Annotated in this window: 23 protein-coding genes; 5 read left to right on the top strand and 18 right to left on the bottom strand. The window is 65.2% G+C overall.

The annotated features are described in order from the left end of the window. Positions 1 to 39 precede the first annotated feature (39 nt). Complete coding sequence (locus E3C22_RS13325) at positions 40 to 273, top strand: DUF2061 domain-containing protein (protein ID WP_134762552.1); 234 nt, start codon at positions 40 to 42, stop codon at positions 271 to 273. 104 nt (positions 274 to 377) lie between these two features. Here E3C22_RS13325 and E3C22_RS13320 read toward each other — a convergent pair whose 3' ends face one another. Further along, positions 378 to 1,193 (bottom strand): class I SAM-dependent methyltransferase, encoded by an 816-nt coding sequence (locus E3C22_RS13320; RefSeq protein ID WP_134762551.1) that lies wholly within the window; start codon positions 1,191 to 1,193, stop codon positions 378 to 380. Positions 1,194 to 1,695: 502 nt separating this feature from the next. On the opposite strand from E3C22_RS13320, the gene E3C22_RS13315 reads away from it, so the two are divergent. Further along, a complete protein-coding gene (locus E3C22_RS13315) occupies positions 1,696 to 2,472 on the top strand; it encodes a DUF2971 domain-containing protein (RefSeq protein ID WP_134762550.1) in 777 nt (258 codons plus the stop codon). Positions 2,473 to 2,743: 271 nt separating this feature from the next. On the opposite strand, the gene E3C22_RS13310 is transcribed toward E3C22_RS13315, so the two are convergent. Together E3C22_RS13310 and E3C22_RS13305 are read right to left on the bottom strand one after the other, a co-directional pair. Further along, on the bottom strand, positions 2,744 to 3,193 hold the full coding sequence (locus E3C22_RS13310; RefSeq protein WP_134762549.1) for a GNAT family N-acetyltransferase: 450 nt from the start codon (positions 3,191 to 3,193) through the stop codon (positions 2,744 to 2,746). 274 nt (positions 3,194 to 3,467) lie between these two features. Further along, positions 3,468 to 4,229, bottom strand: a complete 762-nt coding sequence (locus E3C22_RS13305; protein WP_134762548.1) for an SDR family NAD(P)-dependent oxidoreductase — start codon at positions 4,227 to 4,229, stop codon at positions 3,468 to 3,470. Positions 4,230 to 4,384: 155 nt separating this feature from the next. Here E3C22_RS13305 and E3C22_RS13300 point away from each other — a divergent pair, with 155 nt between their 5' ends. Continuing rightward, positions 4,385 to 4,981: a TetR/AcrR family transcriptional regulator gene (locus E3C22_RS13300; protein WP_134762547.1), complete on the top strand. Its 597-nt coding sequence runs from the start codon at positions 4,385 to 4,387 to the stop codon at positions 4,979 to 4,981. Positions 4,982 to 5,093: 112 nt separating this feature from the next. Here the strand turns inward: E3C22_RS13300 and rplS are convergent, their stop codons facing one another. Together rplS and E3C22_RS13290 are read right to left on the bottom strand one after the other, a co-directional pair. Then, on the bottom strand, positions 5,094 to 5,552 hold the full coding sequence (gene rplS, locus E3C22_RS13295; protein ID WP_134762546.1) for a 50S ribosomal protein L19: 459 nt from the start codon (positions 5,550 to 5,552) through the stop codon (positions 5,094 to 5,096). Between the two features lie 148 nt (positions 5,553 to 5,700). Then, positions 5,701 to 7,074 (bottom strand): hypothetical protein, encoded by a 1,374-nt coding sequence (locus tag E3C22_RS13290; RefSeq protein ID WP_245514981.1) that lies wholly within the window; start codon positions 7,072 to 7,074, stop codon positions 5,701 to 5,703. A 216-nt stretch (positions 7,075 to 7,290) separates the two neighbouring features. Here E3C22_RS13290 and trhO point away from each other — a divergent pair, with 216 nt between their 5' ends. Further along, positions 7,291 to 8,172 (top strand): oxygen-dependent tRNA uridine(34) hydroxylase TrhO, encoded by an 882-nt coding sequence (trhO, locus tag E3C22_RS13285; protein WP_134762545.1) that lies wholly within the window; start codon positions 7,291 to 7,293, stop codon positions 8,170 to 8,172. A 129-nt stretch (positions 8,173 to 8,301) separates the two neighbouring features. On the opposite strand, the gene E3C22_RS13280 is transcribed toward trhO, so the two are convergent. From E3C22_RS13280 to E3C22_RS13240, 9 genes are all read right to left on the bottom strand, one after another. Then, positions 8,302 to 9,006, bottom strand: coding sequence for a septation protein A (locus E3C22_RS13280; RefSeq protein WP_134762544.1), 705 nt, complete (start codon positions 9,004 to 9,006; stop codon positions 8,302 to 8,304). Between the two features lie 213 nt (positions 9,007 to 9,219). Then, positions 9,220 to 10,506 (bottom strand): signal recognition particle-docking protein FtsY, encoded by a 1,287-nt coding sequence (gene ftsY, locus E3C22_RS13275; RefSeq protein ID WP_245515022.1) that lies wholly within the window; start codon positions 10,504 to 10,506, stop codon positions 9,220 to 9,222. A gap of 95 nt (positions 10,507 to 10,601) precedes the next feature. Next, complete coding sequence (locus E3C22_RS13270; RefSeq protein ID WP_134762542.1) at positions 10,602 to 10,916, bottom strand: hypothetical protein; 315 nt, start codon at positions 10,914 to 10,916, stop codon at positions 10,602 to 10,604. A 54-nt stretch (positions 10,917 to 10,970) separates the two neighbouring features. Further along, the gene (gene mtaB, locus E3C22_RS13265) at positions 10,971 to 12,239 is read right to left on the bottom strand and encodes a tRNA (N(6)-L-threonylcarbamoyladenosine(37)-C(2))-methylthiotransferase MtaB (RefSeq protein WP_134762541.1); all 1,269 of its coding nucleotides are present in this window, start codon (positions 12,237 to 12,239) and stop codon (positions 10,971 to 10,973) included. Further along, on the bottom strand, positions 12,239 to 13,111 hold the full coding sequence (dapF, locus tag E3C22_RS13260) for a diaminopimelate epimerase (RefSeq protein WP_245515021.1): 873 nt from the start codon (positions 13,109 to 13,111) through the stop codon (positions 12,239 to 12,241). The genes mtaB and dapF overlap by 1 nt, the downstream gene beginning before the upstream one ends. A 274-nt stretch (positions 13,112 to 13,385) precedes the next feature. Beyond that, the gene (locus tag E3C22_RS13255) at positions 13,386 to 14,066 is read right to left on the bottom strand and encodes a LysM peptidoglycan-binding domain-containing protein (protein WP_134762539.1); all 681 of its coding nucleotides are present in this window, start codon (positions 14,064 to 14,066) and stop codon (positions 13,386 to 13,388) included. Positions 14,067 to 14,086: 20 nt separating this feature from the next. Next, a complete protein-coding gene (locus E3C22_RS13250) occupies positions 14,087 to 14,476 on the bottom strand; it encodes a hypothetical protein (protein ID WP_134762538.1) in 390 nt (129 codons plus the stop codon). A gap of 280 nt (positions 14,477 to 14,756) precedes the next feature. Next, positions 14,757 to 15,884 (bottom strand): endonuclease/exonuclease/phosphatase family protein, encoded by a 1,128-nt coding sequence (locus tag E3C22_RS13245; RefSeq protein WP_206026963.1) that lies wholly within the window; start codon positions 15,882 to 15,884, stop codon positions 14,757 to 14,759. A 369-nt stretch (positions 15,885 to 16,253) separates the two neighbouring features. Further along, positions 16,254 to 17,360: a helix-turn-helix transcriptional regulator gene (locus E3C22_RS13240; RefSeq protein WP_134762537.1), complete on the bottom strand. Its 1,107-nt coding sequence runs from the start codon at positions 17,358 to 17,360 to the stop codon at positions 16,254 to 16,256. Between the two features lie 419 nt (positions 17,361 to 17,779). On the opposite strand from E3C22_RS13240, the gene E3C22_RS13235 reads away from it, so the two are divergent. Further along, positions 17,780 to 19,582 (top strand): chloride channel protein, encoded by a 1,803-nt coding sequence (locus tag E3C22_RS13235; RefSeq protein WP_134762536.1) that lies wholly within the window; start codon positions 17,780 to 17,782, stop codon positions 19,580 to 19,582. Between the two features lie 19 nt (positions 19,583 to 19,601). On the opposite strand, the gene E3C22_RS13230 is transcribed toward E3C22_RS13235, so the two are convergent. From E3C22_RS13230 to E3C22_RS13215, 4 genes are all read right to left on the bottom strand, one after another. Beyond that, positions 19,602 to 20,762: a mechanosensitive ion channel family protein gene (locus E3C22_RS13230; protein WP_134762535.1), complete on the bottom strand. Its 1,161-nt coding sequence runs from the start codon at positions 20,760 to 20,762 to the stop codon at positions 19,602 to 19,604. A 317-nt stretch (positions 20,763 to 21,079) separates the two neighbouring features. Then, positions 21,080 to 22,138 carry a cytochrome-c peroxidase gene (locus E3C22_RS13225; protein WP_134762534.1) on the bottom strand — a complete coding sequence of 353 codons (1,059 nt, stop codon included), beginning with the start codon at positions 22,136 to 22,138 and terminating at the stop codon, positions 21,080 to 21,082. A gap of 394 nt (positions 22,139 to 22,532) precedes the next feature. Continuing rightward, positions 22,533 to 23,630 (bottom strand): hypothetical protein, encoded by a 1,098-nt coding sequence (locus tag E3C22_RS13220; protein ID WP_134762533.1) that lies wholly within the window; start codon positions 23,628 to 23,630, stop codon positions 22,533 to 22,535. Between the two features lie 67 nt (positions 23,631 to 23,697). Then, complete coding sequence (locus E3C22_RS13215; RefSeq protein WP_134762532.1) at positions 23,698 to 26,220, bottom strand: phosphatase PAP2 family protein; 2,523 nt, start codon at positions 26,218 to 26,220, stop codon at positions 23,698 to 23,700. Positions 26,221 to 26,441: the final 221 nt, after the last annotated feature.

Genomic DNA, 26,441 nt, shown 5'->3' with positions numbered 1-26,441 from the left:
ACACCAGCGGCACCGCGGGCAGACAGCAGGAGAAGAGCCATGGAAAGCAAGAAACGCAGCCTCGCCAAAGCCATTTCCTGGCAGGTCGTCGGCCTGTTTTCCATGGCGATCCTGGGCGACATCTTCACCGGATCGTTCTTTGCGGGGGGCGAACTGGCGCTGACGTCCTGCGGCTTCGGCTTCGTCGCCTACATCCTGCACGAACGGGTCTGGGCGGCGGTGCATTGGGGCCTGAAGGCGGCATCCGGCGTCGCGGCGCCCTCGGCCGGCTGAAGCCCTGCAGCATCGGCCCGAAAACCGGCGTCGATTTCCGGGAAGGCCCGATGCGGCGGTTCAGGGCGTGAGAGCGGCGTATGTTCCATCCGGACACGCGGCGCTCAAAGCTTCGTCGCGCCAAGCGAGAAGGCGAGGGGGAACTTCACCGCAGCATCGGGAAGCCTGTAGAGGCCGTCCTCCGCTTCCACCATGTCGGGAAACGCCCGCCAGGCGAGCCGGTCGTGTTCGTGCAGGAATTCGAGGCGCATTCCGGCGTCGAGCACCGCGGTCACCACCTCGGCCACCGGGTGCAGCCATTCGTAGTTGCGGGTATTGGTGAGCGGCCGGGCATCGCCGGTGTAGGTCGCGGCCTCGTCGAAGACGAGCGGTCGGTCGGCCGGGGTCGAGCGGTCGAAGGTGGCGACGAGGCGGCCGTCCTCCCATTCCATCTGGTTCATCACCGGGTGGCCCTCGAGGAGGTAGAGCCTGCCGCAGGGCCTCAGCAGCGCCGCGACGATATCCGCCCAGCGGCCGATATCCGGCAGCCAGTTGATCGCGCCCCAGGTGACGAAGACGAGATCATAGGTCTCGCCCAGCGCTGCCGACGCATTGTAGAGCGAGGCCTCGACGAAGCGGGCCTCCGTGCCGGCCCTTGCAGCAAAATCCCGCGCGGCAGCGATTGCCTTCGGCGAGAAGTCGAGGCCGGTGACGCTCCTTGCGCCGAGCTGCTTCAGCGACAGCGTGTCGAGGCCGATATGGCACTGCAGGTGGACGATGTCCTTGCCGGCAATGTCGCCGAGTTCGGCCGCTTCGATCGCATGAAGGCTGGAGCCGCCGGCAAGCACCCTTTCGATGCGGTAGGAGCCGGTCCCGTCGGTGGCGTGGAGTTCGGCCCGCTCGTCCCAGTTCGCCCGGTTGGCGTCGAAATAGCTCTGCATGGCTGGATCACCCGCTGGCGTTGCGGCAGGATGGCATGGGACGGCTGGCAGGTGAAGGGGGTGGGGCGGCTGTTCGCAGATGCGGGAGGTGTGGGCATGGGTTTCGGAACGGCGAGGATTGAAACAGTATACAATGAAAGTGTTTCAAAAACGAGAGTTCGAAGGACCGGGAGGGGTGGTAAGCGGTCAGTCTGCTTCCCGCAGATCAAGGCCAAAAGCGGACACACCTCAACTCTTATCGGAATGAATCTCGCTAACAATTTTTCGTTGAAACGCAATGTGGAAAAGCATCTGTCGATCTGTCAAGCTGCGACCGGCGCCATGAAGGGCATCAAAGTTGTCATCTGCCTGAGCATATAGGAGAGAGTAGGGGTCAACGCATTCTAAGAGAGCTAGAACTCACTGATCATCGGACGTGATCTTCATTGACGCGCGAGTGAATAGCAGGCCTTACCGTTCAAATTAATATAGTGTAGAATAGTATTCTGACAGAGTTTGAAAGATGCCTCTAAACACCAAGTATTTGAAGGAATGGCGCAAAGCCGGGCACGAGGACCGTCGGGGCAGCCAAAATGTTCTGCCACCGGCTCCGGCCGGCTTCCGTCGTCTATACTACTTAACCAGCGCTGATCACGCAGTCTCCAACATTGTGTTTAGCCGCATCAAGGTGTCACGATTCTCGGAGCTCAATGATCCCTTCGAGCTGCTTGGCAGCAATTTCAGCGACGTCGAATTCCGTAAGGTGGTGCGTCAGAATAAGTTAAAGTTCGGGGAGCGTAACGGTCTTATTTGTTTTAGTGAGGATTGGATAGACCCTGTACTTTGGAGCCACTATGCTAACAAGCACCGAGGTTTGGCTCTCGGTTTTGATGTCAGTGAAAGCATCGTCCAACAAGTCACTTATTCGCCTTCGCGATTGCGGTACAAGCCGACCGGCAAGGTCAAATCCATCACCGGCGAGCTTGCCACGCAACTCATATGTACGAAATTTGCAAGCTGGAGCTATGAGAAGGAATGGCGTGCCCTCGTTGAGCTGGGCCGGGCGGAGAAAGAAGGGAGCCTGTACTTCTTGCCGTTTAGCGACAAACTACGGCTACGGGAGGTCATTCTGGGCTCTGCCTGTGACATTAACCTCAAACGCTTCCGAAAACTCATAAACGAGGCTCACGAAGGTGTTGCAACCTTCAAGGCACGGCTGGCTTTGCAATCATTCCAAATAATCCCAATGCAATCATCGGTGGTCGGATATCGCGAACCCGCTCGTTCCGCCAATGGCTAGCTCGCTATGAGGTGTTCAAGCGAGGCCTGCTTTGGATCAGCTACTGGGAGCAATTATTGCTCCGGCGCGCTGACACGGCCGACATACGACTACCCCACTGAGCTGTTGGCTTCCGAGCGACCGTAGTGCTTGTCTGCATGGCCGGCGAGGAGCGCAACGACACTGCGGCGGGTTGCCGAATGGCAGCGTTCGGGAGGCGACAGCCGATTTCGCAATGACCTATTTGGGTCGAAACCTGCCGGGTCGAATAGGGCAGTTGTAGCGGAAGCCGCTAACCGAAAGGTCGGAACACGTGGGTCGTATGAATTCGGTCTATGGGAACAAAACCAAGCGTCGGCCAGAACACCTCCGCATCTGGCCCATCGGCATGAAGTACGATTGGCCGGTTGAACGGACGGGCATGTTCCAGGACGTGCAGTGCAATCTGGCTACCGACACCAAGCCGACGGAAAGCAGGACGCACATAGAAGCGTCTCATCCGCAGGTGGTCCGCTTCTACAAAGTCTTGTGTGATTCCCCCAATCCCCGCCACCGTCCCATCTACCTTCGCCAGCATCAAAACTTCGCCCGGACGCTCGAAGCGATTGGAACCGGCGCTCCATTCGTCGCGGAGCACTGACATCGTGTCGAAGCCCTCGGCATCTGCGTCCTTCAGGAGCACGTCGACTGCTTCGGGCAACCCCTTAATCCGACCCACCTCGATAGTGGAATGCTTTGGCATCGTTGATACTCTTCGGCTTACGCTCGCTTCTCGCGTCGCTATCCATGTTTGGTTTTGGGAAGCAACGGTGACGCTGCAAAGACTGCAAGGGGTCAGAAGCTAACGACCAGGGGTTCTGAAACGGAATTGACAATTCCATTTCAGAGTCGGGGCGTCATCTCGAGAAACGTACGATCCGGAAATAGCAAAAGGCGGCCGAAGCCGCCTTTCCCGACCCTTTGCGGGCCCGAAAGCCGGGCTCACCCGCTTTAAGCCCTGACCAGCCGGCCCGTCATCAGATGTCGATGCCGCCGGCGACGTTGATTGCCTGGCCGTTGATGTAGCCGGCGGACGGCCCGGCGAGGAAGCAGATGGTGTCGGCGACTTCCTCGAGAGTCGCGATGCGCCGGATCGGGTGCATGTCCAGAATGGCGTCGCGGTCGGGAAGCTCGCCGGCGACGTCCGCGGCCATGTCCGTCGGCATGATGCCCGGCTGGACGATATTGACGGTGATGTTGCGGCGGCCGAGATCGCGGGCGATGCCCTTGGCATAGCCGGCAACCGCCCATTTCGTCCCGGCATAGTCGGCAACCCCCGGAAACGGAATGACCGAGCCGAGGGCCGAGCCGACGAAGATGATCCGGCCGCCGTCGCTGAGCTTCGGCGCCGCGGCGCGGGTGTTGGCGATGGTGCCCAGGACGTTCACCTGCCACTGGCGATCATAGGCCGCCCAGTCGAGTTCGGGATCGTCGACGAGCTGGCCCTGGACCGCGATGGCGGCATTGTTCACCAGAATGTCGAGCCTGCCGAATTCGGCGATCACCGCGTCGATCAGCGGCCTTGCCGACGAGAGCTCCGCCTGGTCGCTTTTGACGGCGAGGGCGCGCACGCCCTTTTCCCGGAGTTTCGCCACCACGGCCTCGGCCTTTTCTGCCGAAGCGGCGTAGCTGATCGCGACATCCGCGCCCTGGCCGGCGAAGGCCTCGGCTGTCGCCGCGCCGAGACCGCGCGAGCCGCCGGTGACCAGCACAACCTTGCCCTTCAATCTGTCCGACATGATATCCCTTTCCAAAGCCGGTCAGGACGTCGCCTGACCGATGAATGATCGAAGAATAACGTAATGGCCATTACGATAACGATCGTTATGAAATGTGGACAGGGGGTGTCAAGCGGTTTTATAATGCCTGTTATGAAAAAGCCTGAGCTCTACTGATGGGACGTCCGAGGGAATTCTGCGTGGAGAGCGCTCTCGATGCCGCACTCGGCGTGTTCTGGCGCAAGGGCTACGAGGGCACGTCCTATGCCGACCTGACCGAGGCGACCGGGGTGGAGCGGCCGGCGCTCTATTCCGCCTTCGGCAACAAGGAGGCGCTGTTTCGCCAGGCGCTTGCCCGCTATGACGAGCACTATGCCGTGCAGCTACGCAAGGCGGTCGAACTGCCGACGGCGCGCGAGGTCGCGGAGCATTTCCTCAACGGCTCGGTGGACATCAACACGCGCTATCCGGAGCACACCGGGTGCTTTGCCGTGAACGGGGTGCTGGCGGGGTCTGACGATGCCGAGCCGGTCCGCCAGGCACTGATCGACTACCGCGCCGGCGGCGAGGCGATGCTGCGCGAGCGATTCGAACGTGCGAGGGCCGAGGGCGATCTGCCGCAGACCGCCGATTGCCACGCGCTCGCCGCCTATCTCCTGGCGGTGACCCACGGCATCGCCGTGCAGGCCAAGGCCGGCTTTTGCCGCGAGACGCTTCAGGCCGTGGCGGATCAGGCGCTCGCCGGCTGGCCAGCGCAGACCGGGGCGCGCTGAGCTGATCACGCACGGCCATCCGAATGGGGCCGGCGGCACTCCGGCTGCGTCCGGACGCGAAAAAGGCGGCCGAAGCCGCCTTTTGAAACTTGTCTCAGCTTGAGGCCGAGGCTTACTCGGCGGCGGTCTTTGCCGCTTCCTTCTCGGCCTTGGCGCGGTCGCGCTCCTCGGCTGCGGCCTGGCGGGCGTCGTCGTTCAGCTTGCGGGCGCGGGCATTGGTGGCCTCGACGATACGGGCCGACTTGCCGCGGCGATCGCGCAGGTAATAGAGCTTGGCGCGGCGGACCTTGCCGCGGCGCACGACGTCCACCGATTCCAGCATCGGCGAATAGACCGGGAAGACGCGCTCGACGCCCTCGCCATAGGAGATCTTGCGGACGGTGAAGTTCTCCTGCAGGCCCGAGCCGGAGCGCGCGATGCAGACGCCTTCATAGGCCTGGACGCGGGTGCGGGTGCCTTCCGTGACGCGCACATTCACGCGGACCGTATCGCCGGCGGAAAAATCCGGGATCTTGCGGATGGCTTCGATGCGGGAGGCCTCGGCGGCCTCGAGTTCCTGGATGATGTTCATGGCATAGCCTCAATTCGTTTCACGCCGGGGTAACCCGACATGGCCGCCGTGACGGTCAGGTTATTCTGAGGAAATCGGGTGCGCTCATATACGGCTTCGGCGCATTTGTCACTAGGTCGAGAGAGATTTGCTCCTCCTCTTGGCCGCGTCAGAGGAGTGCCGCGAAAACCAGAAGCATCGCCGAGATCGCCAGACCCACCCAGAGCGTGAAGGCGCGGTTCCACACGAGGCCGACATGGAGGGCGCTGGTATGGCCGAGCCGGCCGATCAGCAGCGTCGTGGCGGTGAAGGGCGAGGTGGCGCCGGCAAGCGCCCAGCCGGCGGTGATCGCGGCGACGAGGAGATTGGCGGGAATGCCGAGCGCGTCCGCCGGGGGCAGCAGCGGCGCCAGCATCGACACCGACAGGATCGGGTTCATGCCGAGCTGGCCGAGCAGCGGAATGATCCACACCGGCGCGACGAGGACCAGCCAGACCGGCAGGCCGGAGAGATCGAGCGACTGTCCGGCGGTGAGCGGCTGGATCAGCGCCGCGCCGAGCGCGCCGATGACGCCCGCCATGATCAGAAGCACGAGTTCGGAGCGGTAGGAGGGAAGCTCGGCGAAGGCGAGCCGCTTCAGCCGCCGCATCGTCTCGCCTTGATTGCCGGATTCGTACGCGATCCAGCCGATCGAGACCAGCGGCACGAACAGCATGACGATCGCGGTGATGGCAAGGCCCGTCAGATATTCCAGCGTGCCGACGGCGGCAAAGAGCAGGACCAGCAGGAGGACCAGCGGCGCGAGGTCGCGGACGCTGCCGATCGGCTTGCTGCGGACCGGCCGAGGGCCACTGAGCTTCGGCTTGTAGAGCGTGTCGAGGGCCCAGCCGACGAAGAGGAAGACGACGGCGAAGAGAATCGCATAGGGCGCCATGCCGCCCCAGCTGGCGCCGGCGATGACCGAGGTGGTGATGGCGGTGGCAAAGGCCAGCGGCGACCAGCAGAGCGAGGCGCAGAGGCCGCGCTGCACCGCCAGCAGCATGCGCCGGTTGCGAATCTCGCGGATCTCCGGATTGGGCTCCTTGCCGGCGATCGCCTCGGTCAGCCCGCCGAGCAGGGTGATCGAGCCGTAATTGAGGATCAGCGCGAAGAGATGGCCGCCGATGGTCAGCGCCAGATAGCGCTTTCCCGGCGGCTGGCTGGCGAGATACTGGCCGCAGCGCTCGATCGCCGGCGAGGCCGAGGCGGGATTGCGAAGGCTCGCCAGCGCGGCGAAGAAGGTGGCAATGAAGGCACCCTGGGCGATCGCCTTTTCGAGCACCGCCGGCCAGTCGTCGACGAAGCCGACGACGAGCCCGGCGAGCACGAGCCCGATCGCGACAAAGGCCTTGCGCGAGAACGGCGTGAAGGGCGTTGCGACGATCAGGAAGGCAACGAGGCCGAGTGCGGCAAGCGCTGCAGCGACATCGAGGCCGAGCCATTCGCGGAAAATGACGGCCACCCCGGTAAAGAGAAGGAGGGCGCCGAGGATCGTATCGAGCACGGGCTGGACCAGTGGGGCGGGCGGGCAGGAGGAAACGCCGACCGGCGCGACGGCCCGCCGACGGCTGAACGTCCTACATAACGCCGCTGGCCGATCGCGCAAGCAAGCGGCCGCAAGCCTGCGACGAGGCGCATGCATGGCTCTTGCGCACAAGGCGCCGCGCTGCCTTGCCAGCGGCGCGTTGCGATCGCCGCGGGACGGGGCTATCACGCCGCCATGTCGCTGACCGTCGCCGCCTTCTATCGCTTCCTGCCGCTCGCCGAGCTCGAGACGCTGCGCGCCGAGCTTCTCGCCTTCTGCCGCGAGAGGGCGTTGCGCGGCACGATCCTGCTCGCCCCTGAGGGCGTCAACGGTACGGTCGCCGGCGAGCCCGCGCCGATGCGGGCCTTTATCGACGAGCTGACCCGCCGCTTCGGCCTGACTGCGGAAGACCTGCGTCTTTCGATTGCCGACGACTGGCCCTTCGCCCGGATGAAGCTGCGCATCCGCCCGGAGATCATCACGCTGCGCGATGCGGCCGGCGATCCGCTGGCAAAGACCGGTATTCATGTGGCGCCGGAGGACTGGAACGCCCTGATCGCCGAGCCCGACATACTCCTCGTCGATACCCGCAACCGCTACGAGACCAGGGTCGGCATCTTCGAGGGCGCCGTCGATCCCGGCATCGACCAGTTCACCGACTTCAAGCGCTATGTCGAGGAGACGCTCGACCCCGAAAAGACCCCGAAGGTGGCGATGTTCTGCACCGGCGGCATCCGCTGCGAGAAGGCCTCGGCCTTCATGCTGGAGAAGGGGTTCGCCGAGGTCTATCAGCTGAAGGGCGGGATTCTGTCCTATCTCGAGAAGGTACCCGAGGCGGAAAGCCGCTGGCGGGGCGACTGCTATGTCTTCGACGGCCGCGTCGCGCTGGGCCATGGGCTGGCCGAGACCGGCTGGACGGCCTGCTTTGCCTGCGGTGCACCCTTGTCGGCGGAAGATCGCGCCGCGCCGGAATTCGAGGAGGGCGTGTCCTGTGCCGGCTGCGCGGGCGAGCGGCCCGACAGCGAGGTCGCGGCGCTGCGCGAGCGCCATCGGCGGATGACGACTGGCGAGGGGTAAACGGGAAGGGTGCTGGACGGAAGTGCCGGCGATGGTAGCGCTTCACTCCGCTGCGCTGTGCCCTTCGGGTGTGAAGGCGCTGCGCAAGAGCTCGGCAACACCGGCCTTCCGGCCGTTCTTCAGGACCGCCTACTCCTTCTTCAGCCCGATCGGCTCGATGGAGTGGCGCTTGATCAGCGGCAGCTGGGTCAGCATGAAGGCGACGGTGATCGGCATCGTTCCCCAGACCTTGAAGTTGGTCCAGACGAAGTCGGCCGTCTCCTTGAGCTCCTTCGGCGAGTGGGCGTCGATGCCGTACCAATAGTTGGCGCCGCGCCAGACGCCCTCGTTCAGAATGGCGAGGAAGATGAAGAACAGGCCCCAGCGAAGGGTCAGCTTGCGCCAGCCCTCGTCGTCGAGCCGAAACGCCTGGTCGAAGACATAGCCGAGCAGCGACTTGCCGAAGCAGAGGCCGCCGAGGAGGACGGCGGCGAAGAGCAGGTTGACGATGGTCGGCTTCATCTTGATGAAGGTCTCGTCCTGCAGCCAGAGCGTCAGCGCGCCGAAGACCACGACGAAAAAGCCCGACACCAGTGGCATGATCGGCAGCGAGCGGGTCATCGCCCAGGAGACCGTCAGGGCGATCACCGTCGCCGCCATGAACAGCCCCGTCGCGACGAAGAGCGGCCCGCCGAGCTGCTGGAGCGCCGGGAAGGCCGAGACGAGATCGTCGGCCCGGGCATTGGCGAAGAAGAAGACCAGCAGCGGGCCGAGCTCCAGCGCGAACTTCAGCAGCGGGCTCATCGCCTTGCGGCCGGGCTTGTTGGGGGCTTCTTCGATGATGTGTTCGGTCATTCCGGATGTCTCGCCTTCAAAGCCTCGTCATCCCGGGCTTGACCCGGGGTGCATTCCCAATCGCCGCAAAACGTCCACTCGGCCGCGCAAACCGAAGGTCCCTGGAACCGACGCAAGGCTCACATGGCTTGGAATGGAGCCCGGCTCAAGGCCGGGATGACGACCGTCGGTGAATTTGCCGGTGGTTTTATGACGATAACGCCGGGAGCCCGCTCATGACAGCGGCACGCCGGCGATCGCGCTGGCGAAGTCCTTCGCCCTGAAGGGCTCGAGGTCGTCGATCCCCTCGCCGACGCCGACGAAATAGACCGGCAGCCGGTGCTTCGCCGCAATCGCGACGAGGATGCCGCCCCGCGCCGTACCGTCGAGCTTGGTCATCACCAGCCCGTTGACGCCCGAGACGTTGCGGAAGATCTCGACCTGGGAAAGGGCGTTCTGGCCGGTGGTGGCGTCGAGTGTCTGCAGCACGGTGTGCGGCGCGTCGGGCTCGCGTTTGGAAAGAACGCGGTTGATCTTTTCGAGCTCCGCCATCAGCTCGGCCTTGTTCTGCAGCCGCCCGGCGGTGTCGATGATCAGGACGTCGGAGTCGTTCTCCACCGCCCGGTCATAGGCCTCGAAGGCAAGGCCCGCGGCGTCGGCGCCGATCTGCTTGGCGATCACCTCGGAGCCGGTGCGCTCGCCCCAGATCTTCAGCTGCTCGACGGCGGCGGCACGGAACGTGTCGCCGGCGCAGAGCGTCACCTTCAGCCCGGCGCGGGTGAGCTTGGCCGTCAGCTTGCCGATGGTCGTCGTCTTGCCGGTGCCGTTGACGCCGACGACGAGAATGACATGCGGCTTCTTTTCGAGGTCGAGTTCCAGCGGCTGGGCGACGGGGGCCAGCGTCTTCTCGATCTCCTCCGCGAGAATGCGGCGGACCTCGGAGCCGGCGATCTCCTTGCCGAAACGGCCTTCCGACAGGCGATCGGTGATCCGCATCGCCGTCTCGACGCCGAGATCGGCCTGGATCAGCACGTCCTCGAAGTCCTGTAGCGTGTCTTCGTCGAGCCGCCGCTTGGTGAAGAGCGCGGTGATCGAGCCGGAAAGCTGGTTCGACGATCGCGACAGGCCCTGGCGCAGCCGCTCGGCCCAGGAGACCCGCGGCGCGGGAGCGACGGGAGCCGGCTCGGGCGGCCTTTCGCGCAGACGAAACCCGGTACTGTCCGGCAACGGCGCCCGTGGCGGCGCTGCCGGGACGGCTGGAGCCTGGGGCTCTGACCGCTCGTCCTCCGGCTCTTCCGGCGGCAGCTCTTCGTCGAGCCAGGAAAAGTCCGCCTCGCCGCCCTCGTCGAGATCTTCCTCCTCGCCGAGTTCTGCCGGTTCGACGCCGACATGATCGGCCTCGCTGGCCGGCTCGACGGCAGGCGCGATCGCCTCGGCGGCGGCGGAGGGCTCGCGGGTCGCGCTTTCGACCGGCGCCACCTGCTCGTCGAGGAAGGAAAAGTCGCCTTTGGTCTCTTCGATCGGCCCGTCGGATTCGAGGAAGCCGAAGTCGGCATCGTCGTCTTCGCTCGCGTCTTCGGCGGCGGCGCGGCGATGCGCCTCGAGCTCAGCCGGGTCTAGTTCCAGCGGCTCCTGGACAGCGAAGTTTTTTTTTGAGCCTCGCCGGTCGGCTCGCCTTCCGTCGTCGTCTCGCTGCCGTCTGTCGGCTTCAAAGGGGTGATGCCGCCCTGGTCATCGACCGGGGCGCCTGCCTCGGTGTCTGCGACGGAGCTTGCCGCGGCCTCTGGCCTCACTTCCGGATCGGGCGCCTCGGGCCGGCCGACCTCGGTGTCGCTCGGGCGCGGCGTCTCGCCATGCTCCGGCGTGCGCTCTTCCTCGCTTGCGGCCCCGAAGGAAAATATCCGCCGGAAGAAGCCCTGTTTCTCAGCCATGCCCGTCCTTGTCTCTTTCACGCGGTCTGGTTCAAGCGATCTGCTTCAGGCGCCTCAGGCCGGCCGCGCGGTCAGGAGGCCGTCGGCCGTCCCGGTAATGATAGTGTCGAGGATCTCGCCGGGGAGGCCGCCATCGAGCCGGGCGAGGGTGAAATCCTCCGTCCGCCCAAGCCCTTCGCGCTCGACGAGGACGCTCTGCCGGCTGCCGACCAGCCGGCCGAGATGCGCCGCATGGGCAGCGTCGCCGAGCGCCCGCAGCCTGGCGGCACGCTCCTTGATCACCGGCTTTTCGAGCTGCGGCATCCGCGCTGCCGGCGTCCCCTCGCGGGGCGAGAAGGGAAAGACGTGGAGGAGGGTCAGCCCGCATTCTTCGACGATCTTCAGCGAGTTTTGAAACATCCCCTCGGTCTCGGTCGGAAAGCCCGCAATGATGTCGGCGCCGAAGACGATGTCCGGCCGCCTTTCCCGGATATCGGCGCAGAAGCGGATGGAATCGGCGCGACTGTGCCGGCGCTTCATCCGCTTCAGGATCATGTCGTCGCCGGCCTGCAGCGACAGATGCAGATGCGGCATGAAGCGCCGCTCCGAGGCCACCGCCTCGATCAGCGCCGCATCCGCCTCGATCGAATCGATCGAGGAGAGCCTCAGGCGCTTCAGATCGGGAACATGGCGCAGGATTGTCTGGACGAGGTCGCCGAGCTTCGGCGTGCCGGGAAGGTCGGCCCCCCAGCTGGTCATGTCGACGCCGGACAGCACCACCTCGTTGTAGCCCGTATCGACCAGCCGCTTCATCTGCTCGACCACGGCGCCCATCGGCACCGAGCGGGAATTGCCGCGGCCATAGGGGATGATGCAGAAGGTGCAGCGATGGTCGCAGCCGTTCTGGATCTGCACGATCGCCCGCGAGCGGCCCTCGATCGCGTCGATCATGTGGCCGGCCGTCTCGGTGACGCTCATGATGTCGTTGACGCGGATCTTCTCCTCGGCGGCGACGCCGAAATCCGGCAGCCTGGCATAGCTCTTGGCGGTCAGCTTCTCGGCATTGCCGATCACCGCGTCGACCTCGGCCATCTCGGCAAAGCGGCCCGGCTCGGTCTGCGCCGCACAGCCGGTGACGACGATGCGCGCGTCCGGGTTCTCGCGCCTTGCCTTGCGGATCTGCTGGCGCGCCTGGCGCACCGCCTCGGCCGTGACGGCGCAGGTGTTGAAGACGATGGCGCCGCGCGCGTCCTCGCCGAGGCCGGCTTCCTCGGCCTCGCGCTTCATCACCGCCGACTCGTATGTGTTGAGCCGGCAGCCGAAAGAGACGATCTCGACGCCCATCAGCCGATCACCCGTTCCTCGCCGCTATCGGCCGTGTCGCGGTCGAAGGCGCCGGTCGCGGGATCGAGTGTGCCCGACCATTCCCATTCGGCCGGGCCGGTCATGATCACATGGTCGTCGTCGCGCCAGAGGATCGACAGCGTGCCGCCCGGCTGGGTCACCGCCACCTCGCGGCCGGTGCGCCGGGTGCGCGCGGCCGAGACGGCAGCGGCGCAGGCTGCGGAGCCGCAGGCGCGGGTGAGGCCGGTGCCGCGTTCCCAGGTGCGCATGGTCAGAGAGGAAGGCGAGGTGACCCTGGCGATCGAGATGTTCGCCCGTTCGGGAAAGATCGGATGATTTTCCAGGATCGGGCCGAAGCGGTCGAGGGCGAAGGTTTCGACGTCCTCCTTCACCCAGAACACCGCATGGGGGTTGCCCATCGACATCACCGAGGGCGAATGCAGCACCGGCGCGTCGATCGGCCCGATCTGCAGTTCGATCGCGCGCGTGTCGCGGAATTCCTCGGCGAGCGGGATCTCGTCCCAGCTGAAGCGCGGCCTGCCCATGTCGACGGAGATCGAGCCGTCCTCGTGCTCCTCGGCAAGGAGCAGCCCCGCCACCGTCTCGAAGGTGAAGCGCTTCTGCCCGGTCTCGGCCGACAGCGCCTGGACGACGCAGCGGGTGCCGTTGCCGCAGGCCTGCGCGTCGGAGCCGTCACGGTTGACGATCCGCACATAGGCGTCGGTACCGGGGGTGCGCGGCCGGTGGATCGCCATGATCTGGTCGAAGTGGGTCTCGGCACCTTCGCCGAGCCTGCGCGCAGCCTCGGGCCGGATCTGCGCGGAGGTCTCACGCAGGTCGACGACGAGGATTTCGTTGCCGCAGCCATTCATGCGGGCAAAGGGGGCAGTGGTGTTCGCCAAGACTTATCGGACCGGATGCGGAGATTTGCGGCCTATATGGCAAGAAACGCGGCCGATTGCTACCGCCCGTGGCGCGCGGCTTCCCTCAAGGCTTCACGAAAAAGGCCCCGTCACCCAAGCCGGGCGACGGGGCCAGTCTGCGCTTCCGATGGGTCTCGCCGCAGCATGCTGCGGGCCGGCATCGACGATGGCCTGGCTTGCCGCCGTCGCCGCCCGCCGCCGGGATGCCTCTTCAGGCCGGCCGTCAGCGGGCGACGTCGAATGCCGGGGCTTCGGCTTTCCACGCGCCATCCTCGTCCCGCACCGAAATCTGGTAGCGCTCGCCGGTGATTGCGTCGGGCAGCTTCACGGCTGCCTGCAGCGTTCCCTCGGGCGTCGTGCGGGCCTTGTCGAGTTCGGCGAAGGCCGAGCCGGGATCGCCGCCGCCGATCAGCACCGGCGTATCCTTCGGCAGTCCCGTCGCCGATACCGTCACCGTCTGGCCGGGGGTGGGCCGTGCGGGATCGAGCGTCACCTCGGCCGGTGCCTCGCCATTCGAGAGGACGAGCCGGGATCCGAGATCCTGGATATTCGACTGCAGCTGCGGATTGTCGTTCAGAAAACCCTGCACCGAAGACTTGACCTGCGAGCCGACATTGTCGGCCGCCTGCGACAGCTCCTGGCCGGCATTCGAGGCCATCGATTTCAGCTTGTCCATCGGCCCGGTGAGGCTGACGGTCTGGCCGACCCGAAGGTCGGCCGAACCGTCGATGCGGGGATTGGCCCGCAGGATCAGCCCTTCGCTGACGCCGCAACGCGATGCGATGGTGCTGAGCGTGTCGCCCGGCTTCACCTCGACATCCTTGCCGCAGCTGTTCTCCGCTTGCGCCGCCACCGTGCCGCTGAGCGCGACGATGCCGGCGAGCGCGATTGCGCCGATCCGCATGGCCAATCTCCGCTGCGCCGTCAGTTGCTGGTCGCGGGCGCGGTCTCGCCGCCGGCATTCGTGCCGCCGGCCGCATCGCCCGCCGGTGCATTGCCAGCCGTGCCGTTGCCGCCGGCCGGAGCAGCCGGGTCGTTGGTGGTGCTGCCGGTGGTCATCGCGTCGCCGCTGCTGTCGCTCGCGCCGGCATTGTTGCTCGCGGCGCTTTCGGTGGCGGCGGGCGGGGTCGTCGAGGCCTCGTTGCTGGTGCCGCCCATATTGCCGTTGAAGAGGAAATAGCCGCCGACGACCACGACGACGATGATGATGCCGGCGATCAGCCAGCCGGAGCCACCGCTGCCGCCGGGCCCGCGGTCGTTGTTGACGATGGTCGTCCGGTCACGGTCCGGAACGCGTCCGCCAGTGTTGCTCATGTCGTTTCTCCGCTTCGTGGTTTGCCGCGACGACCTGCTCATGCAAGTGCAGGCCGGTCGACGATCGGCATGGTCCCTTGCGGCTCAAACGGATCGAAGCCGTCATCGTTCCCTCGGATGCGGAAGGATTGGGCAGTTCTGCTTGCGGGATGGGCAGGGCGATGCGCGTCTGTTGCGAAACCGCAGATCGGGCGCCGACCTGCCGGGCGCGGCGGATCTCAGGACAGTGGCGAAGTGCCGGCAGCGATGCTCCGGCATCCTCTCGCCGACGGCCCGCCGCCTACTTCTCCCAGTCGCTGCCGATCGCCTCGCGGTCGAGCTCCTCGGCGTCCTCGACGATGGCGCGCGCCTCTTCCCTGTCGGTGCCATTCGCCTCCGCCGGATAGTCGGCCCCCTCGGCGTCGCGGGTGAGCGCCAGCGCGAACAGCATCGGGAAATGGTCCGAGCCGATATGGCGGAGCCGCCGCATGCTGATGAGGTCGAAGCGGGCATTGTGGAAGAGATGGTCGAGCGGCCATCGGAGCAGCGGATAGCGCGCGTCGAAGGTGTTGTAGAAACCGCGCCCGACCCGCGGATCGAGCAGCCGCGAGATGCGCTGGAAGTGCCGTGTGGTGTGCGACCAGGCGACGTCGTTGAGGTCGCCGCAGACGATCGCCGGCAGGTCGTCCTCGTCGACGAGCCGCGCCACCCTGACGAGTTCGGCGTCGCGCCCCGCCGAATCGGCATAGGGCACCGGCGGCTCGGGATGGACGCCGTAAAGGCGGAAGCTGCGGCCGCTTCGCAGCTCCACCTCGCAGATGATCGACGGCACGTCGTCCATCACCAGATTGGCGACCCGGACATCGGCGAGCGGCAGCTGCGAATAGAGGATCATGCCGTAACTGTTGTCGAGCGGCTTGGAAACGACATGCGGCATCGTCTCGCCGAGGTCCTCCAGCGCCTTTGCCCAGCCGTCGTCGACTTCCATGAACAGGGCGATGTCGGGGCGCTCCTGCTGCACCAGTTCGACGGCGTCGAGGTAGCGCCGGTTCGACATCTTCACATTGTAGGAGAGGATCGAGACCCGGTCAGGCGTATCCGGCCGACCCTCGTAGCGCTTCGACTGCACCCGCCGCAGCGGCAGGAACTGGGCGATGCAGGCGGCCTGGATGCCGGCGACGACGAGCAGACCGCCGGCGATCCAGTCGCGGGCCGGGCTGTCGACCAGCAGCAGCGCGAGCACCGCGAGGATCAGCGCGAGGCCGAGGATCTGCAGGCGGGGAAAGGAGAAGACCCGAACGAAGCCGTGGGAAATCCGCAGAAAGGAGATGCCGCTCGCCGCAAGAAGCAACAAGGTGAGTGCGGCAAACAGGATGGTCATGACAGGCGCGAACTCCGGCTGGCGGGTCGGTGTTTCGGTCAGCGCCACTGGCGGCGATCCGGGCGGTCGGTCGGGCGCTCGCGGTCAACCTATTGCCGGTCGTCTGATCTTCCATGGCTGGCGCGGGGAAAACTGCCGCGAATGTCGCAGAGCTGTGCCAAAACGAGCCAGCGCGGCCTCGCGGCCGCGCTGGTCCCACCTTTCGGCTCGCTTTTGGGGCGTTGAAGCGAGCGAAAGAGTTCGCTGAACTCGTGTATTTTGGCGTGCACGCAGAATGCGCGTGCCGGCGGTTTTGACCAGCCCCCAAACGGGGGCATCGGTTTTCCTCGCTTGCCTTAACAATGGAAAGGCCAAAGCGATTTCCGCTCTTTGCAGGTCTCGTCCTGTGAGGAGCACGGCCCGGCCGACGCGATCCGGTCAGACGTTGGCAAGGGCGGCGATGCGCATGGCGATCTCCGACTGGCGGTGCACGCCGAGCTTTTCGCAGACGTGTTTCAGGCGCTTGCGGATGGTCTGTTCCGACAGGCCGGCCTGTTCGGCAAAACCCTTCACCGTCTGGCCCTGATAGATGCCGATGGCGAGCGTCGCCTCGCCATTGGAAAGGCCGGTGGCACTCCTGATGAAGGCGACATCCGGCAGCCGCTTTTCCTGCGGATCGACGATCTTGACGATGCCGTAGCGGCCGCGCCCCTCCCCGGAAGGGGCTGCAAAGAAGCGCAGGAAGAGCGGCGTCGGATGGTTCGGCCGCGGCACCGGCACGGGGTTCGGCAGGCTGTAGGCCGCATAGGACAGGACGCGGACCGTCCGGCCGATGGCGCGGGTGATCGTGTCGCTGACCTCCGGCTGGGTGGCGAGCAGGCGCCGGCCGGAGAGGCGAAGGCCGTTGCGCGCCTTGATGATGCTGCGGGCGGGCGGGTTGAGATGGATGACGAGGCCATTGACGTCGAAAATGGCGATCGGATCCGGCAGTCCGTCGAAGGCCGCGAGCGCGCCGTCGCGGCCGATCCCGCCTGCCGGCAGGATGTCCTTCAGATGAGCGATCCGCGCCAGCTGGTTGGCGAGAACCATCAGCGCCGTCTCGCCGTCGCGGTCGAGGCCGGGGCGGTTGCGGCCGTGATGGGCCGTCACCGCGACGATGCCGCCTTCGCTGCGGCCGAACACCATCGACATGTTCCAGCATTCGGGATGGCGGCGATAGAACTCCTGATGCACCGGGCAGCGGGCGATCTCCTCCGCCGTCATCAGGTCCCGTGTCGTCACGAAGCCGCTCTGGCGGGCGAGAAGCCGCGGAAATCGCACGTCGCGGGGCAGATAGGCGGTGAGATATTCGAGTGCCGATTCCGGATCGAACGGATGGGTGAACTGCCTGGCGGCGCCGTCGCTGCCCGCGGTGATCAGGTTGAAGCGGTCGGCTCCCGTCGCCTCGAGGCCGAGGCGGGTGGTTTCCTGCAGGTCGCTTTCGTGCTCGAGCGCATCATAGAGGCCGTCGAGGGCGCGGGTCAGTCTGTTCGCCGTCTCGCTCATCCGCGATCCATCGTGCCTTGCGCTTGTTCCCGTCTGCCGAGGCCTGGCGGCTGCCGCCTGTCGAACCTCCGTCTTCCCATCGCCTCACGATTCCGTAAGGGAATGTCAATCGCCTCTTTGGATCTGTCCCCGCATTCTGAGGTCATGCGCGCGTCGTCGCGTCACTGAATAATATTCAAAACATATCAACCATTGCGTGATCTCGCAATCGCAAGGGCAGTCTCGCATTGCAGGACCGCCATGCCTTGCTTCCGCGCAGGATCGCCCGCCGCGAGGACACGCGGGGGGAGAACTGCCCGGGATTTTTGCCCCGCCCCGCTGCGGCGGGTGGCAAGCCGGCGAGGCCTGTGGCAGAGAACCCTTGCGTCCGGCGGCGATCCCGCCCGGCGCTCCCTCCGCCAGCCAAGCCGCTCCTCCCGATGTCCTCCGTCAACACACCAGTTTCCACCGCCGGCGACAGAGCTCCGGACGAAGGTGGCCGGCTGTCGCGCCTTGCCGAATTTGCCCGCGGACAGTTCCGCTCGAACGAGATCTGGTTCACCGCGCTTGCGGCGATCCTCGGGGCGATTGCCGGGGCGCTGACGGTCGGCCTGCAGCTCGCCGCCCATTCGATCCAGGCGCTGCTCTACGGTCTGTCGCTCTCCGACCGGCTGAGCACCCAGCCACACCTTTCCTGGACACAGCTTCTCGCCTTGCCGGCGGGCGGCGTCGCGCTGGCGCTGTTCACCCTCGTCGTCAGGGCCCGCCGCCGCGCCCTCGTCGATGCGGTGGAGGCGAATGCCCTGCATGGCGGACAGATGTCGATGAAAGACAGCCTGATCGTCTCCGGCCAGACGCTGATCTCCAACGGCTTCGGAGCCTCAGTGGGGCTCGAGGCGGCCTACGCGCAGATGGGCTCGGGCTTTGCCTCCTTTGCCGGGCGCTGGCTGGCGGTGCGCCGCTCCGACCTTCGCACCCTGGTCGGCGCCGGCGCCGGAGCGGGCATCGCTGCGGCCTTCGGTACGCCGCTCGCCGGCGCCTTCTACGCCTTCGAGATCGTCATGGGCGCCTATACGCCCTCGACCATCGCGCCGGTGGCGGCGGCCTGCGTCGCTGCGGTGCTGACCGCCCGCAGCCTCGGCGAGACGCCCTATCTGATCGCCTCGGGCGGCTCCGGGCCGATCGATCTGTCGCACTATCTCCTCTACGTCGCGCTCGCCGCCCTCTGCGCCGGGCTCGGCATCTTCCTGATGCGCTTCATCTCCGACGTCGAGGCGCTGACCAAGCGGCTGAAGCTGCCGCCATGGGCGAAGCCCGCGATCGGCGGCGCCCTGCTGATGCCGATCGCCTTCCTGACGCCGCAGGCGCTCTCTTCCGGCCATTCGGCGCTCTATCTCGACATTTCCGGCGGTGCGCCGACGCTCTTCGTCATCACCGTCATCCTGGCCAAATGCGCCGCCTCGATCGTCTCCTTGAGCTTCGGCTTTCGGGGCGGGCTGTTCTTCGCATCGCTCTTCGTCGGCTCGCTGTTCGGCCAGCTCTATGCCGACGCGCTGTTCTTCGTCACCGGCCATGTCGTTGTCGTGACGCCCCATGCGGCGCTCGTCGGCATGGCGGGGCTCGCCGTCGCGGTGATCGGCGGGCCGCTGACCATGGCGATGCTCGTCCTCGAGACGACCCAGAACCTGTCGCTGACCGGCGTCGTCCTCGTTGGCTCGTTGGTCGCGAGCACGCTGGTGCGCGTCCTCTTCGGCTATTCCTTCTCGACCTGGCGGCTGCACTTGAGAGGCGAGACGATCCGCTCGGCGCGGGATGTCGGCTGGGTGAAGACGCTGACCGCAGGCCGGATGATGCGCCGCGAGACCCGGGCGACGCCGGCGAGCCTCACCATCGCCGAGTTCCGCCGGCGCTTTCCGCTCGGCTCCACCTCACGCGTGGTCCTCGTCGACGACCAGGACCGCTATGCCGGCATCGTCGTCACCCCGACGGCCTATGCCGACAGCGTCGACACCGCGGCGCCGGTTTCCGATCTCGCGGTGCTCGGCGACACGGCACTGCGGCCCGAGATGGACATCGCCCGGGTGATGGAGGCCTTCGACACGGCGAGCGCCGACGAACTCGCCGTCGTCGGCGAGGGCGACAAGGTGCTCGGCCTTCTGTCGGAAAGCTTCGTCAGGAAGCGCTATGCCGAGGAGATCGAGAAGAACCAGCGGGATCTGTTCGGGGAGCGGCAGGGAGGCTGAGGCGGGGCCTAACCGGCCGCTATTCCGCCGGCACCGGCTCTGCCGGCTCGCTACGCGAGGCGTTCGCGCGAACCCTGCGCCAGGGCGCCTCGTCTCCGGCGGGGCCGCCGGTCAGCTCCATGCGCTGGCGCGGCAGGCAGCCGGGATGCTCGCGCTGCAGCCAGTCGATGACCTTCTCGCGCACTTCGCAGCGCAGATCCCAAGTCCTCGGCGAGGTGTTGGCCGAGACGAGGATGCGCAACTCGATCGTCTCCGCCCTGGCGTCCGAGACCTGGACGTTGACCACCCGCCGGTCCCAGAGCGGCGAGGCACGGGCGAATTCCTCGGCCTTCGCCCGGATCGCCGCCACCGGCGCGGTATAGTCGAGATAGATCATCACCGAGCCGATGATCGCACCGGTCTCGCGGGTCCAGTTCTGGAAGGGCTGCTCGATGAAATACTTGATCGGCAGCACAAGACGGCGCCAGTCCCAGAGCCTTACGACGGCATAGGTCATGGTGATCTCCTCGACCCAGCCCCATTCGCCCTCGACCACCACCGCATCCTCGATGCGCACCGGCTGGGTGATGGCGATCTGGATGCCGGCAAGAAGGTTCGAGAGCACCGGCTGGGCGGCGAGGCCGACGACGATGCCGGCGGCGCCGCCCGCGGCGAGCAGCGAGACGCCGTACTGGCGGACGCTCTCGAAGCTCATCATCACCGCCGCCGCGGTGAGGATGAAGATCAGGACGCTCGCGGCCCTGAGCAGAATGCGGATCTGGGTGACGTGCTTGCGTGCCGCGAGATTGTCGTCGACGTCGAGCTTGTAGCGCCTGAGATGAAGCTCTGAGGAGATCTGCAGCGCCCGCAGGATCGTCCAGCCGACGAGGCAGATGAAGGCAACGCCCAACATCTGGGTGAGGATCGCCTCGTCGGTGGCGCGGAAGGGCGCCGCCTTCACTGCGGCGCTGATCAGGATGATCAGGAAGGCGAGGCGGGTCGGCCCACGGGTGCGGATGAGCAGCGTGCGCCAGTAGCCGTTGCCCCGGCCGAGCATCGGCCGGATCAGCCGCACGGCGAGCGCGTGGAGGCCGACGGCGATCCCCGCCGCGACAATGATCAGGATGATGCCGACGACTTCGCCGGGCAGCCAGTTGAGGGCGGTGCTCAGTCGTTCGAAGAAACCGTCGACAGTCTTCATACGGGATCGACCCCTCCATGCCCCGCCGGCGACGCCAAAATCGCGCCGGCATGTCCGGTCCTCCCTAAGGCGAGGTTAGCGCTTGTTGCGGCGCGGTAAAGACCGGAAGGTGACGGTTTGAAGGAATGTCGCCCGGGCGGCGGCAGGCCGCGTGGTTGGCGATACCCGCCGTTGGGCTCGGCGTGAAGGAGTCGACAGGAGAGGCCGAGGAGAGGAAGCGGTGGTGAGCGATTGTCGCTTTTTGGCGTGAAGCCCCGCGTCGCACATCGGCGGGCTTTCGCCGCCCCGGTGGCTTTCGACGCGTGGCTCGCCGATGGCTATTTGCCGGGGATCACGTCTTCGGTCGGACGTGGCGTCCCGGCTGTCTCGGCCGGCAGCACCGGATAGATCACCTGCGGCACTTCGCCGGTCAGCGAGCCGAGGAAGGCAACGATATCGTCGATCTCCTGATCGGTGAGGTGCTCGCCGAGCTGCGAGGTGCCCATGATGGCCACCGCCTGTTTCAGGTCCCATACCTTGCCGGAATGGAAGTAGGGGGCGGTCAGGGCGATGTTGCGGAGCGGCGCGGCGCGGAAGACGTAGGAATCGTCCGCCGTCGCGGTCACTGCGAAGCGGCCCTTGTCCTTTTCCGGCAGCACCTCGGCGCCCGGCTTCTCGATCAGCCCGAACGGATAATAGCCGTTGCCGCCGACATTGATGCCGCTGTGGCAGGAGGCGCAGCCCTTGTCGATGAAGGTTGCAAGCCCGGCCTTCTCCTGATCGCCAAGCGCCGCGTCGTTGCCGTTCAGATAGGCGTCGAACGGGGCGGGAGTGAGCAGGGTCGCCTCGTACGCTTCGATCGCCTTGGCGAAATTGTCGAAGGTCACAGGATCGCCCTGCTCGGGAAATGCCGCGTCGAACCACTCGACATATTGCGGCATGGACTTCAGCGTGGCGATCACCTTGTCGGGCGTGTTGGCCATCTCGACGCCGGCCTGGACTGGGCCCTTCGCCTGCGCCTTCAGATCCTCGGCACGGCCGTCCCAGAACTGCGCCTCGTTGAAGACGGCATTGAGCGCCGTCGGGGCGTTGCGCGGCCCCTTCTGCCAGCCGTGGCCGATCGAGGTCTCGAGATTGTCGTCGCCACCCGTCGCGAGGTTGTGGCAGGAATTGCAGGAAAAGACGCCGGAAGCCGACATGCGCGGATCGAAGAACAGCGCCTTGCCGAGCTCGATCTTCTCCTTGGTGATCGGATTGTCCCTGACGGCCGGGATCGTCGAGGGGAGCGGTTTGAATACCGCATTCGCCTCGTCGAGAAGGTCATCCGCTAGGACCGGGCCTGCAAGGCCGAGTGAGAGTGCGGTAACGGTGAGAAGATGTCTGAGATTCCGGGGCATCGGGGCCTCGCAAGAGCAACTGACCAGAAAGGAAGGCTCATTTACGAATCGACCGTAACGCCGGTGCCGCCACCAGCCTTTGATCTGCCGCAAGGCGACTCCGACAGGTTGCATTATAATGCACTGATACGGCCCGCTGGAAGATCTGCGCTGGGCAATTTTCGCGCTCAGTTTACTCGTTCAGCGGCGCGGAATGACAGGAGTTTGCTCTTGTTCAGCCGTTCGAAGTCATTCGAACTTGGCTGTTCGGGAAGGCGCTTCAAATTCGCAGGTCACAAGTGATCGAAGTTTCCACCCAGCGCCGCTCCAGATGCGCCACCGCTGGAGACAACGTGCTGAAAGCCGGTTGCGGTTGCGGGACGGATCAGAGGCCGTCCTCGAGCATGCAGACTTCTTAAGCATCGCCACGACCTTGTTCCGTCTGCCGGTTTTCGGCGGTTGCTTCACCGGGTTTGTCACCGGTGCCGCGCAGGCGGATAAATTTCGACAAGATATCGAACCAGAAGGGGGCGCCAAGAATGGCGGCAAAGGCGGCGATGAGCCAAGAAAAGAGTGAGGCCACGGAAGCCACGAAGCGGCCTTCGCCAGGATCGTCGCCGGATTTCGCTGCAGTTGCAGCGGGAGCCGGGCAATTTTCGCGTGCCAAGGTTACGTTTAATCCGTCCCAAAAGGCTCGCCAGCTGCAAGCATTCCAGCCGAGCGCGGCCTCGCCGAGTTGAGCGTTGAGGCGCTTGAGGTCTTCCGAGAGTGCCTTGGCGCCGGCAGCGATCTCTTCGCTAGCGTCCTCGGAAAGATGTTCGAACTCCGGCGCCTGTCCGACGCAGTTCGATGCCTGACAGAGTTCGGCATAGGCTGTGGCGGTCGCAACGGCTCTCTCGCGGAGTTCCTCGTCGAGCTGCAATCGCTTGGCGTAGGCGATGACATCAATGTTGAGTGCTGCTGCGAGGGCAAATCCGATCAGGAAGGTGACACACTGTTGGCGCCGCTTGAATTCGCCGGATAGCCGCATCATCGTCTCGTCGTAGCGATCTGCAAGCGCGGTTTCGAAGCGATCGAGCGAGCCTTGGGCATCGATGAGGGCAGCTCGGCCGAAATCCCTCAGCGACGAGGGCGGCAGTGCTGAAATTGACTGAGAAATTGATGTGAGGATGGTTGCCGGGTCAGGAATGATGCCGGTTGCGACGCTTTTGTCCGACAGCGCCATAGTCAGGCTGCGGGCAAATGCTTTCGGGGAGATGTACGAAGGATGGGTCTCCTCGAACATCTTCTTGCTCATTCGATCTTCACCCTGCCGGTCGAGCCGGATTAAGGCGTTGCCGTAGAAACGTTCCGTGATCTCACTGTCCCCGAGGAGGTCACGGAGCTGCCCAGCCAAAGTCTTGGCGCGGGTCTTCATGAAGGAGGCGATTGCTTCAGCGATTGCCGTCGTCATCAGTCCGATCGTGGCGAAGACGAAGATGACGGCGATGGCGATGTCGACGAAGACGTTCATGACGGAGCCCCCGGGGGAGGGACCCGATGCCGCCGGGCACCGGGCCGCGAGCGATGAAGGCGACTGCTTAGCTGACCCATTCTGGCGGCAGGTTTTTCACCCACCATTTCGCGAAGTCACAGGATGACCAGCTTGCGTTTTTCTTCTCATAAATTGTCACGGTCGCGTCTCTTGCTGCGGGATCACCGGTCGAGGAGAGGACGATGCGCTCGCCGTCATAGCCGTTGAAGTGCATGGTCACCGGCTCGGGATAGGTGAGCAGCTGCTCGCGCAGGATGCCGACGGCGACCCGCTCGCCCAGCCGGAGGCTGTCGTAATAGTCAGAATAATAGTGGACGCCGGCCCAGTTCCGGCCGATCGAGATGTTCGAGGCGAGCTTGTTGAGTTCGCCCTGCACGGTGAGCTTGTCGGCATTCCATTCGGGCTTGTCGACCTCCTGCAGCGTGTCCCCGTTCCCGATTAAGACCTCCTTCATGCCGGCATCCCACAAAGTTCGCGGAGTCCAGAAGCGATCGTCCTGGGCCAGCTTCTCGCCTGAAGGGAAGGGCCAATAGCTCGGGTCAAGAGGGTTGCGCTCGGGGCCGTCCGGTCGGGGGTCATGGAACATTTCGAAAAACGCTTTCAGGACCGTGACGCAGGCGCCGGCAACGGTGGCATGTCCAGCACCGTAGGACGCGTGCATCGGCGAGCCCTCGGGATAGGCCATCGGCAGAAGATAGTTCTTGCCGGGATTGCCCGAAGCGTCGTCGAGCTTTGAGGCGAATGGGCTGTCGTGGGCCGGAAGTCGGATCTTGAGTTCGCCCGCCGCCGCTGTGCCGTCGTTCGACCCGGCTGGAGAGCGCTTAAGCGACTGGTTTTGCGTGCTGTTATGTTCTGCGATGAGGTCGAGCAGCGACAACCCACCGGCATTTGTCTTCTTCAGTTCCTTGAGCATTGCCTCAAGCCCCGCTTGCGCCGTTTGGCCTAGCCGGGGGCTTTCGCCATTTCCATGAAGGGTTAGGAGACCGGCGATCGCCTCGGGCCGAGCCCTGAGATGCACCTGAAACTTCTGGCGGCGGACCGCACGCAGTGCTTCGGAAGCCACGCCCGCAACGAGGGAGAGAACGTCGCCCGGCCCGAATGTCGCAAAGGAACCCCGTGTCGGATGGTTCTTGCCGCTCGGAAAGCCGGTTCCGAGGGGATAGTCCAGTGCCAACAGCAACAGGCCCGCGTTGAGATAGGCCTGATAGAGCTGGTCGAAATGAACGAAGGTGACGAGATCGCGCGGCGTGGTGATGAAGCGCGGCTCACCGCCGAACAGATCGGCACCCTTGAAGTTGGCGCCGTTCTGGACGTCCAGCCAGCAGTCCCAATGGGTCATGTGGTCCCGGCCCCTCTCGTGAGAGTCGACCTTCTGACAGACCCGCTGAGCGCCGTACTCGATGAACCCGTGCTTGGGTTTGTAGCGACCCTCACCGACGCGGCTCGCGTTGCCCTGCAGGAGAAATTGCGAGATATAGGGGCCGGCCTTCGATCCCGGCGTCGAGCCGCGAAAAGCCGTGGAAGGCAGGATGGGGGCGAGAACCGGACGCTGTCCGTCATTGGAAGGCGGCACCGCACCGGCGTCGAAGAACCGGGCATATCGGCGCCTCATCTCCTCCGGCGTGAGCGTCCAACCTTGCTCCAGGCGTTCCGGGAAAGACGAAACCGGGGCGCCCATCGCGTTAAACCAGCTCAGCTTCCCGAGCGCGTCGACGATATTCTGCACTCGGACTCCGTTGGGCGAAACCCCATCGCCTTCGCCGATCGAGTTGCTTCCATCGAACGGCACATCGCGAAGCAGCGCCATGGCGTAGACTTCGGCGAGTTCGGCGCAGAGTTCGCTCTTACCGAGCCGCGGCGCTGGGGCCATGGCGGTATCCGACGGGTCGGGACCGCGCAGGACGTAGGTGTGGCCGGCGCGCGGGCTCTCCCAACCCCGGGCGGCGGGCTCGGCAAAATTGCCGTCGAGGCTCTTGCGAAACCGGCATCGGTAGTCTGCGACGAAGGCGAAGCTCGAGGCGCTGGCCTGCAGTGCCTCCACGTAGCTTTTGGGCCAGTAGTGGCCTTTCGGGCCAGCGACGTCGGCGGGGTTTTGGGGTTCCGAATAGTTCGGTTGCGGTTGATAGGCGGCGGGACCGAGCGGGACGTTGAAGTCCAGCGGCCGCGTCTTCGTGGGAACCGTCTGCCAATTCGGCGCCCCCGCCGCGCTGCCCCCTCTCAGAGACTGGAGCGCGGACTGTGCCATTTCGACCGCCATGCCCCGGATCATCCCCTCCATGGCGTCGTGGCTCATCGCCGCCATCGGCACGTGATCGTGGGGCGACTGGCCGGCCAGCGCTTCAGCAAATATCCGAAAGGCTATCGGCTCGACGATGCCGAACTCGTCATGCGGCAGACCCTTGCTGAAATTGGTAGGCCAGATGCCGGCATAGTCTTCCGCTTCGCCATTGCTGGCCGGTTTGAGCTTCGGCAGTGACTGGGCGAGCGCGAGAGCCGCGCCGCGCCGCGCCGGCGCCTGTGTGTCGCGTCCTTCGCCGTCGGGCTGCGGAATCGGCTTCTGGTAGTTCATGGCTTCCTCCAATCTCACAGGTTGTCATCCGTATCGTATTTCCGTTTGGGAAGATACGGGGATAGACTGCATTTTAACGTTGAAAGTAAAAATGATCGTGCGGAGATAGGCTAGTAACCGTCCCGTCATGGCCAGGAACGTTGTCGGGATTACTCCATTGCAGGTCCGGTGCCGGGGGGCAGGCTGAAAGGAAGTTCGGCGTCGAGGCGAGGTTGGCAAAG

It is taken from the genome of Jiella endophytica (assembly GCF_004519335.1).
Lineage (GTDB): Bacteria > Pseudomonadota > Alphaproteobacteria > Rhizobiales > Rhizobiaceae > Jiella > Jiella endophytica.
The sequence above is the reverse complement of the archived record's forward strand: the minus strand, read 5'-3'. Positions and strand labels throughout refer to the sequence as shown.

Bases quoted from the DNA above. Each gene is read 5' to 3' on its own strand.
- E3C22_RS13325 (WP_134762552.1), top strand. From the start codon at position 40: ATGGAAAGCAAGAAACGCAGCCTCGCCAAAGCCATTTCCTGGCAGGTC.
- E3C22_RS13320 (WP_134762551.1), bottom strand. From the start codon at position 1,193: ATGCAGAGCTATTTCGACGCCAACCGGGCGAACTGGGACGAGCGGGCC.
- E3C22_RS13315 (WP_134762550.1), top strand. From the start codon at position 1,696: ATGCCTCTAAACACCAAGTATTTGAAGGAATGGCGCAAAGCCGGGCAC.
- E3C22_RS13310 (WP_134762549.1), bottom strand. From the start codon at position 3,193: ATGCCAAAGCATTCCACTATCGAGGTGGGTCGGATTAAGGGGTTGCCC.
- E3C22_RS13305 (WP_134762548.1), bottom strand. From the start codon at position 4,229: ATGTCGGACAGATTGAAGGGCAAGGTTGTGCTGGTCACCGGCGGCTCG.
- E3C22_RS13300 (WP_134762547.1), top strand. From the start codon at position 4,385: ATGGGACGTCCGAGGGAATTCTGCGTGGAGAGCGCTCTCGATGCCGCA.
- rplS (WP_134762546.1), bottom strand. From the start codon at position 5,552: ATGAACATCATCCAGGAACTCGAGGCCGCCGAGGCCTCCCGCATCGAA.
- trhO (WP_134762545.1), top strand. From the start codon at position 7,291: ATGTCGCTGACCGTCGCCGCCTTCTATCGCTTCCTGCCGCTCGCCGAG.
- E3C22_RS13280 (WP_134762544.1), bottom strand. From the start codon at position 9,006: ATGACCGAACACATCATCGAAGAAGCCCCCAACAAGCCCGGCCGCAAG.
- E3C22_RS13270 (WP_134762542.1), bottom strand. From the start codon at position 10,916: ATGGCTGAGAAACAGGGCTTCTTCCGGCGGATATTTTCCTTCGGGGCC.
- mtaB (WP_134762541.1), bottom strand. From the start codon at position 12,239: ATGGGCGTCGAGATCGTCTCTTTCGGCTGCCGGCTCAACACATACGAG.
- dapF (WP_245515021.1), bottom strand. From the start codon at position 13,111: ATGAATGGCTGCGGCAACGAAATCCTCGTCGTCGACCTGCGTGAGACC.
- E3C22_RS13255 (WP_134762539.1), bottom strand. From the start codon at position 14,066: ATGCGGATCGGCGCAATCGCGCTCGCCGGCATCGTCGCGCTCAGCGGC.
- E3C22_RS13250 (WP_134762538.1), bottom strand. From the start codon at position 14,476: ATGAGCAACACTGGCGGACGCGTTCCGGACCGTGACCGGACGACCATC.
- E3C22_RS13240 (WP_134762537.1), bottom strand. From the start codon at position 17,360: ATGAGCGAGACGGCGAACAGACTGACCCGCGCCCTCGACGGCCTCTAT.
- E3C22_RS13235 (WP_134762536.1), top strand. From the start codon at position 17,780: ATGTCCTCCGTCAACACACCAGTTTCCACCGCCGGCGACAGAGCTCCG.
- E3C22_RS13230 (WP_134762535.1), bottom strand. From the start codon at position 20,762: ATGAAGACTGTCGACGGTTTCTTCGAACGACTGAGCACCGCCCTCAAC.
- E3C22_RS13225 (WP_134762534.1), bottom strand. From the start codon at position 22,138: ATGCCCCGGAATCTCAGACATCTTCTCACCGTTACCGCACTCTCACTC.
- E3C22_RS13220 (WP_134762533.1), bottom strand. From the start codon at position 23,630: ATGAACGTCTTCGTCGACATCGCCATCGCCGTCATCTTCGTCTTCGCC.
- E3C22_RS13215 (WP_134762532.1), bottom strand. From the start codon at position 26,220: ATGAACTACCAGAAGCCGATTCCGCAGCCCGACGGCGAAGGACGCGAC.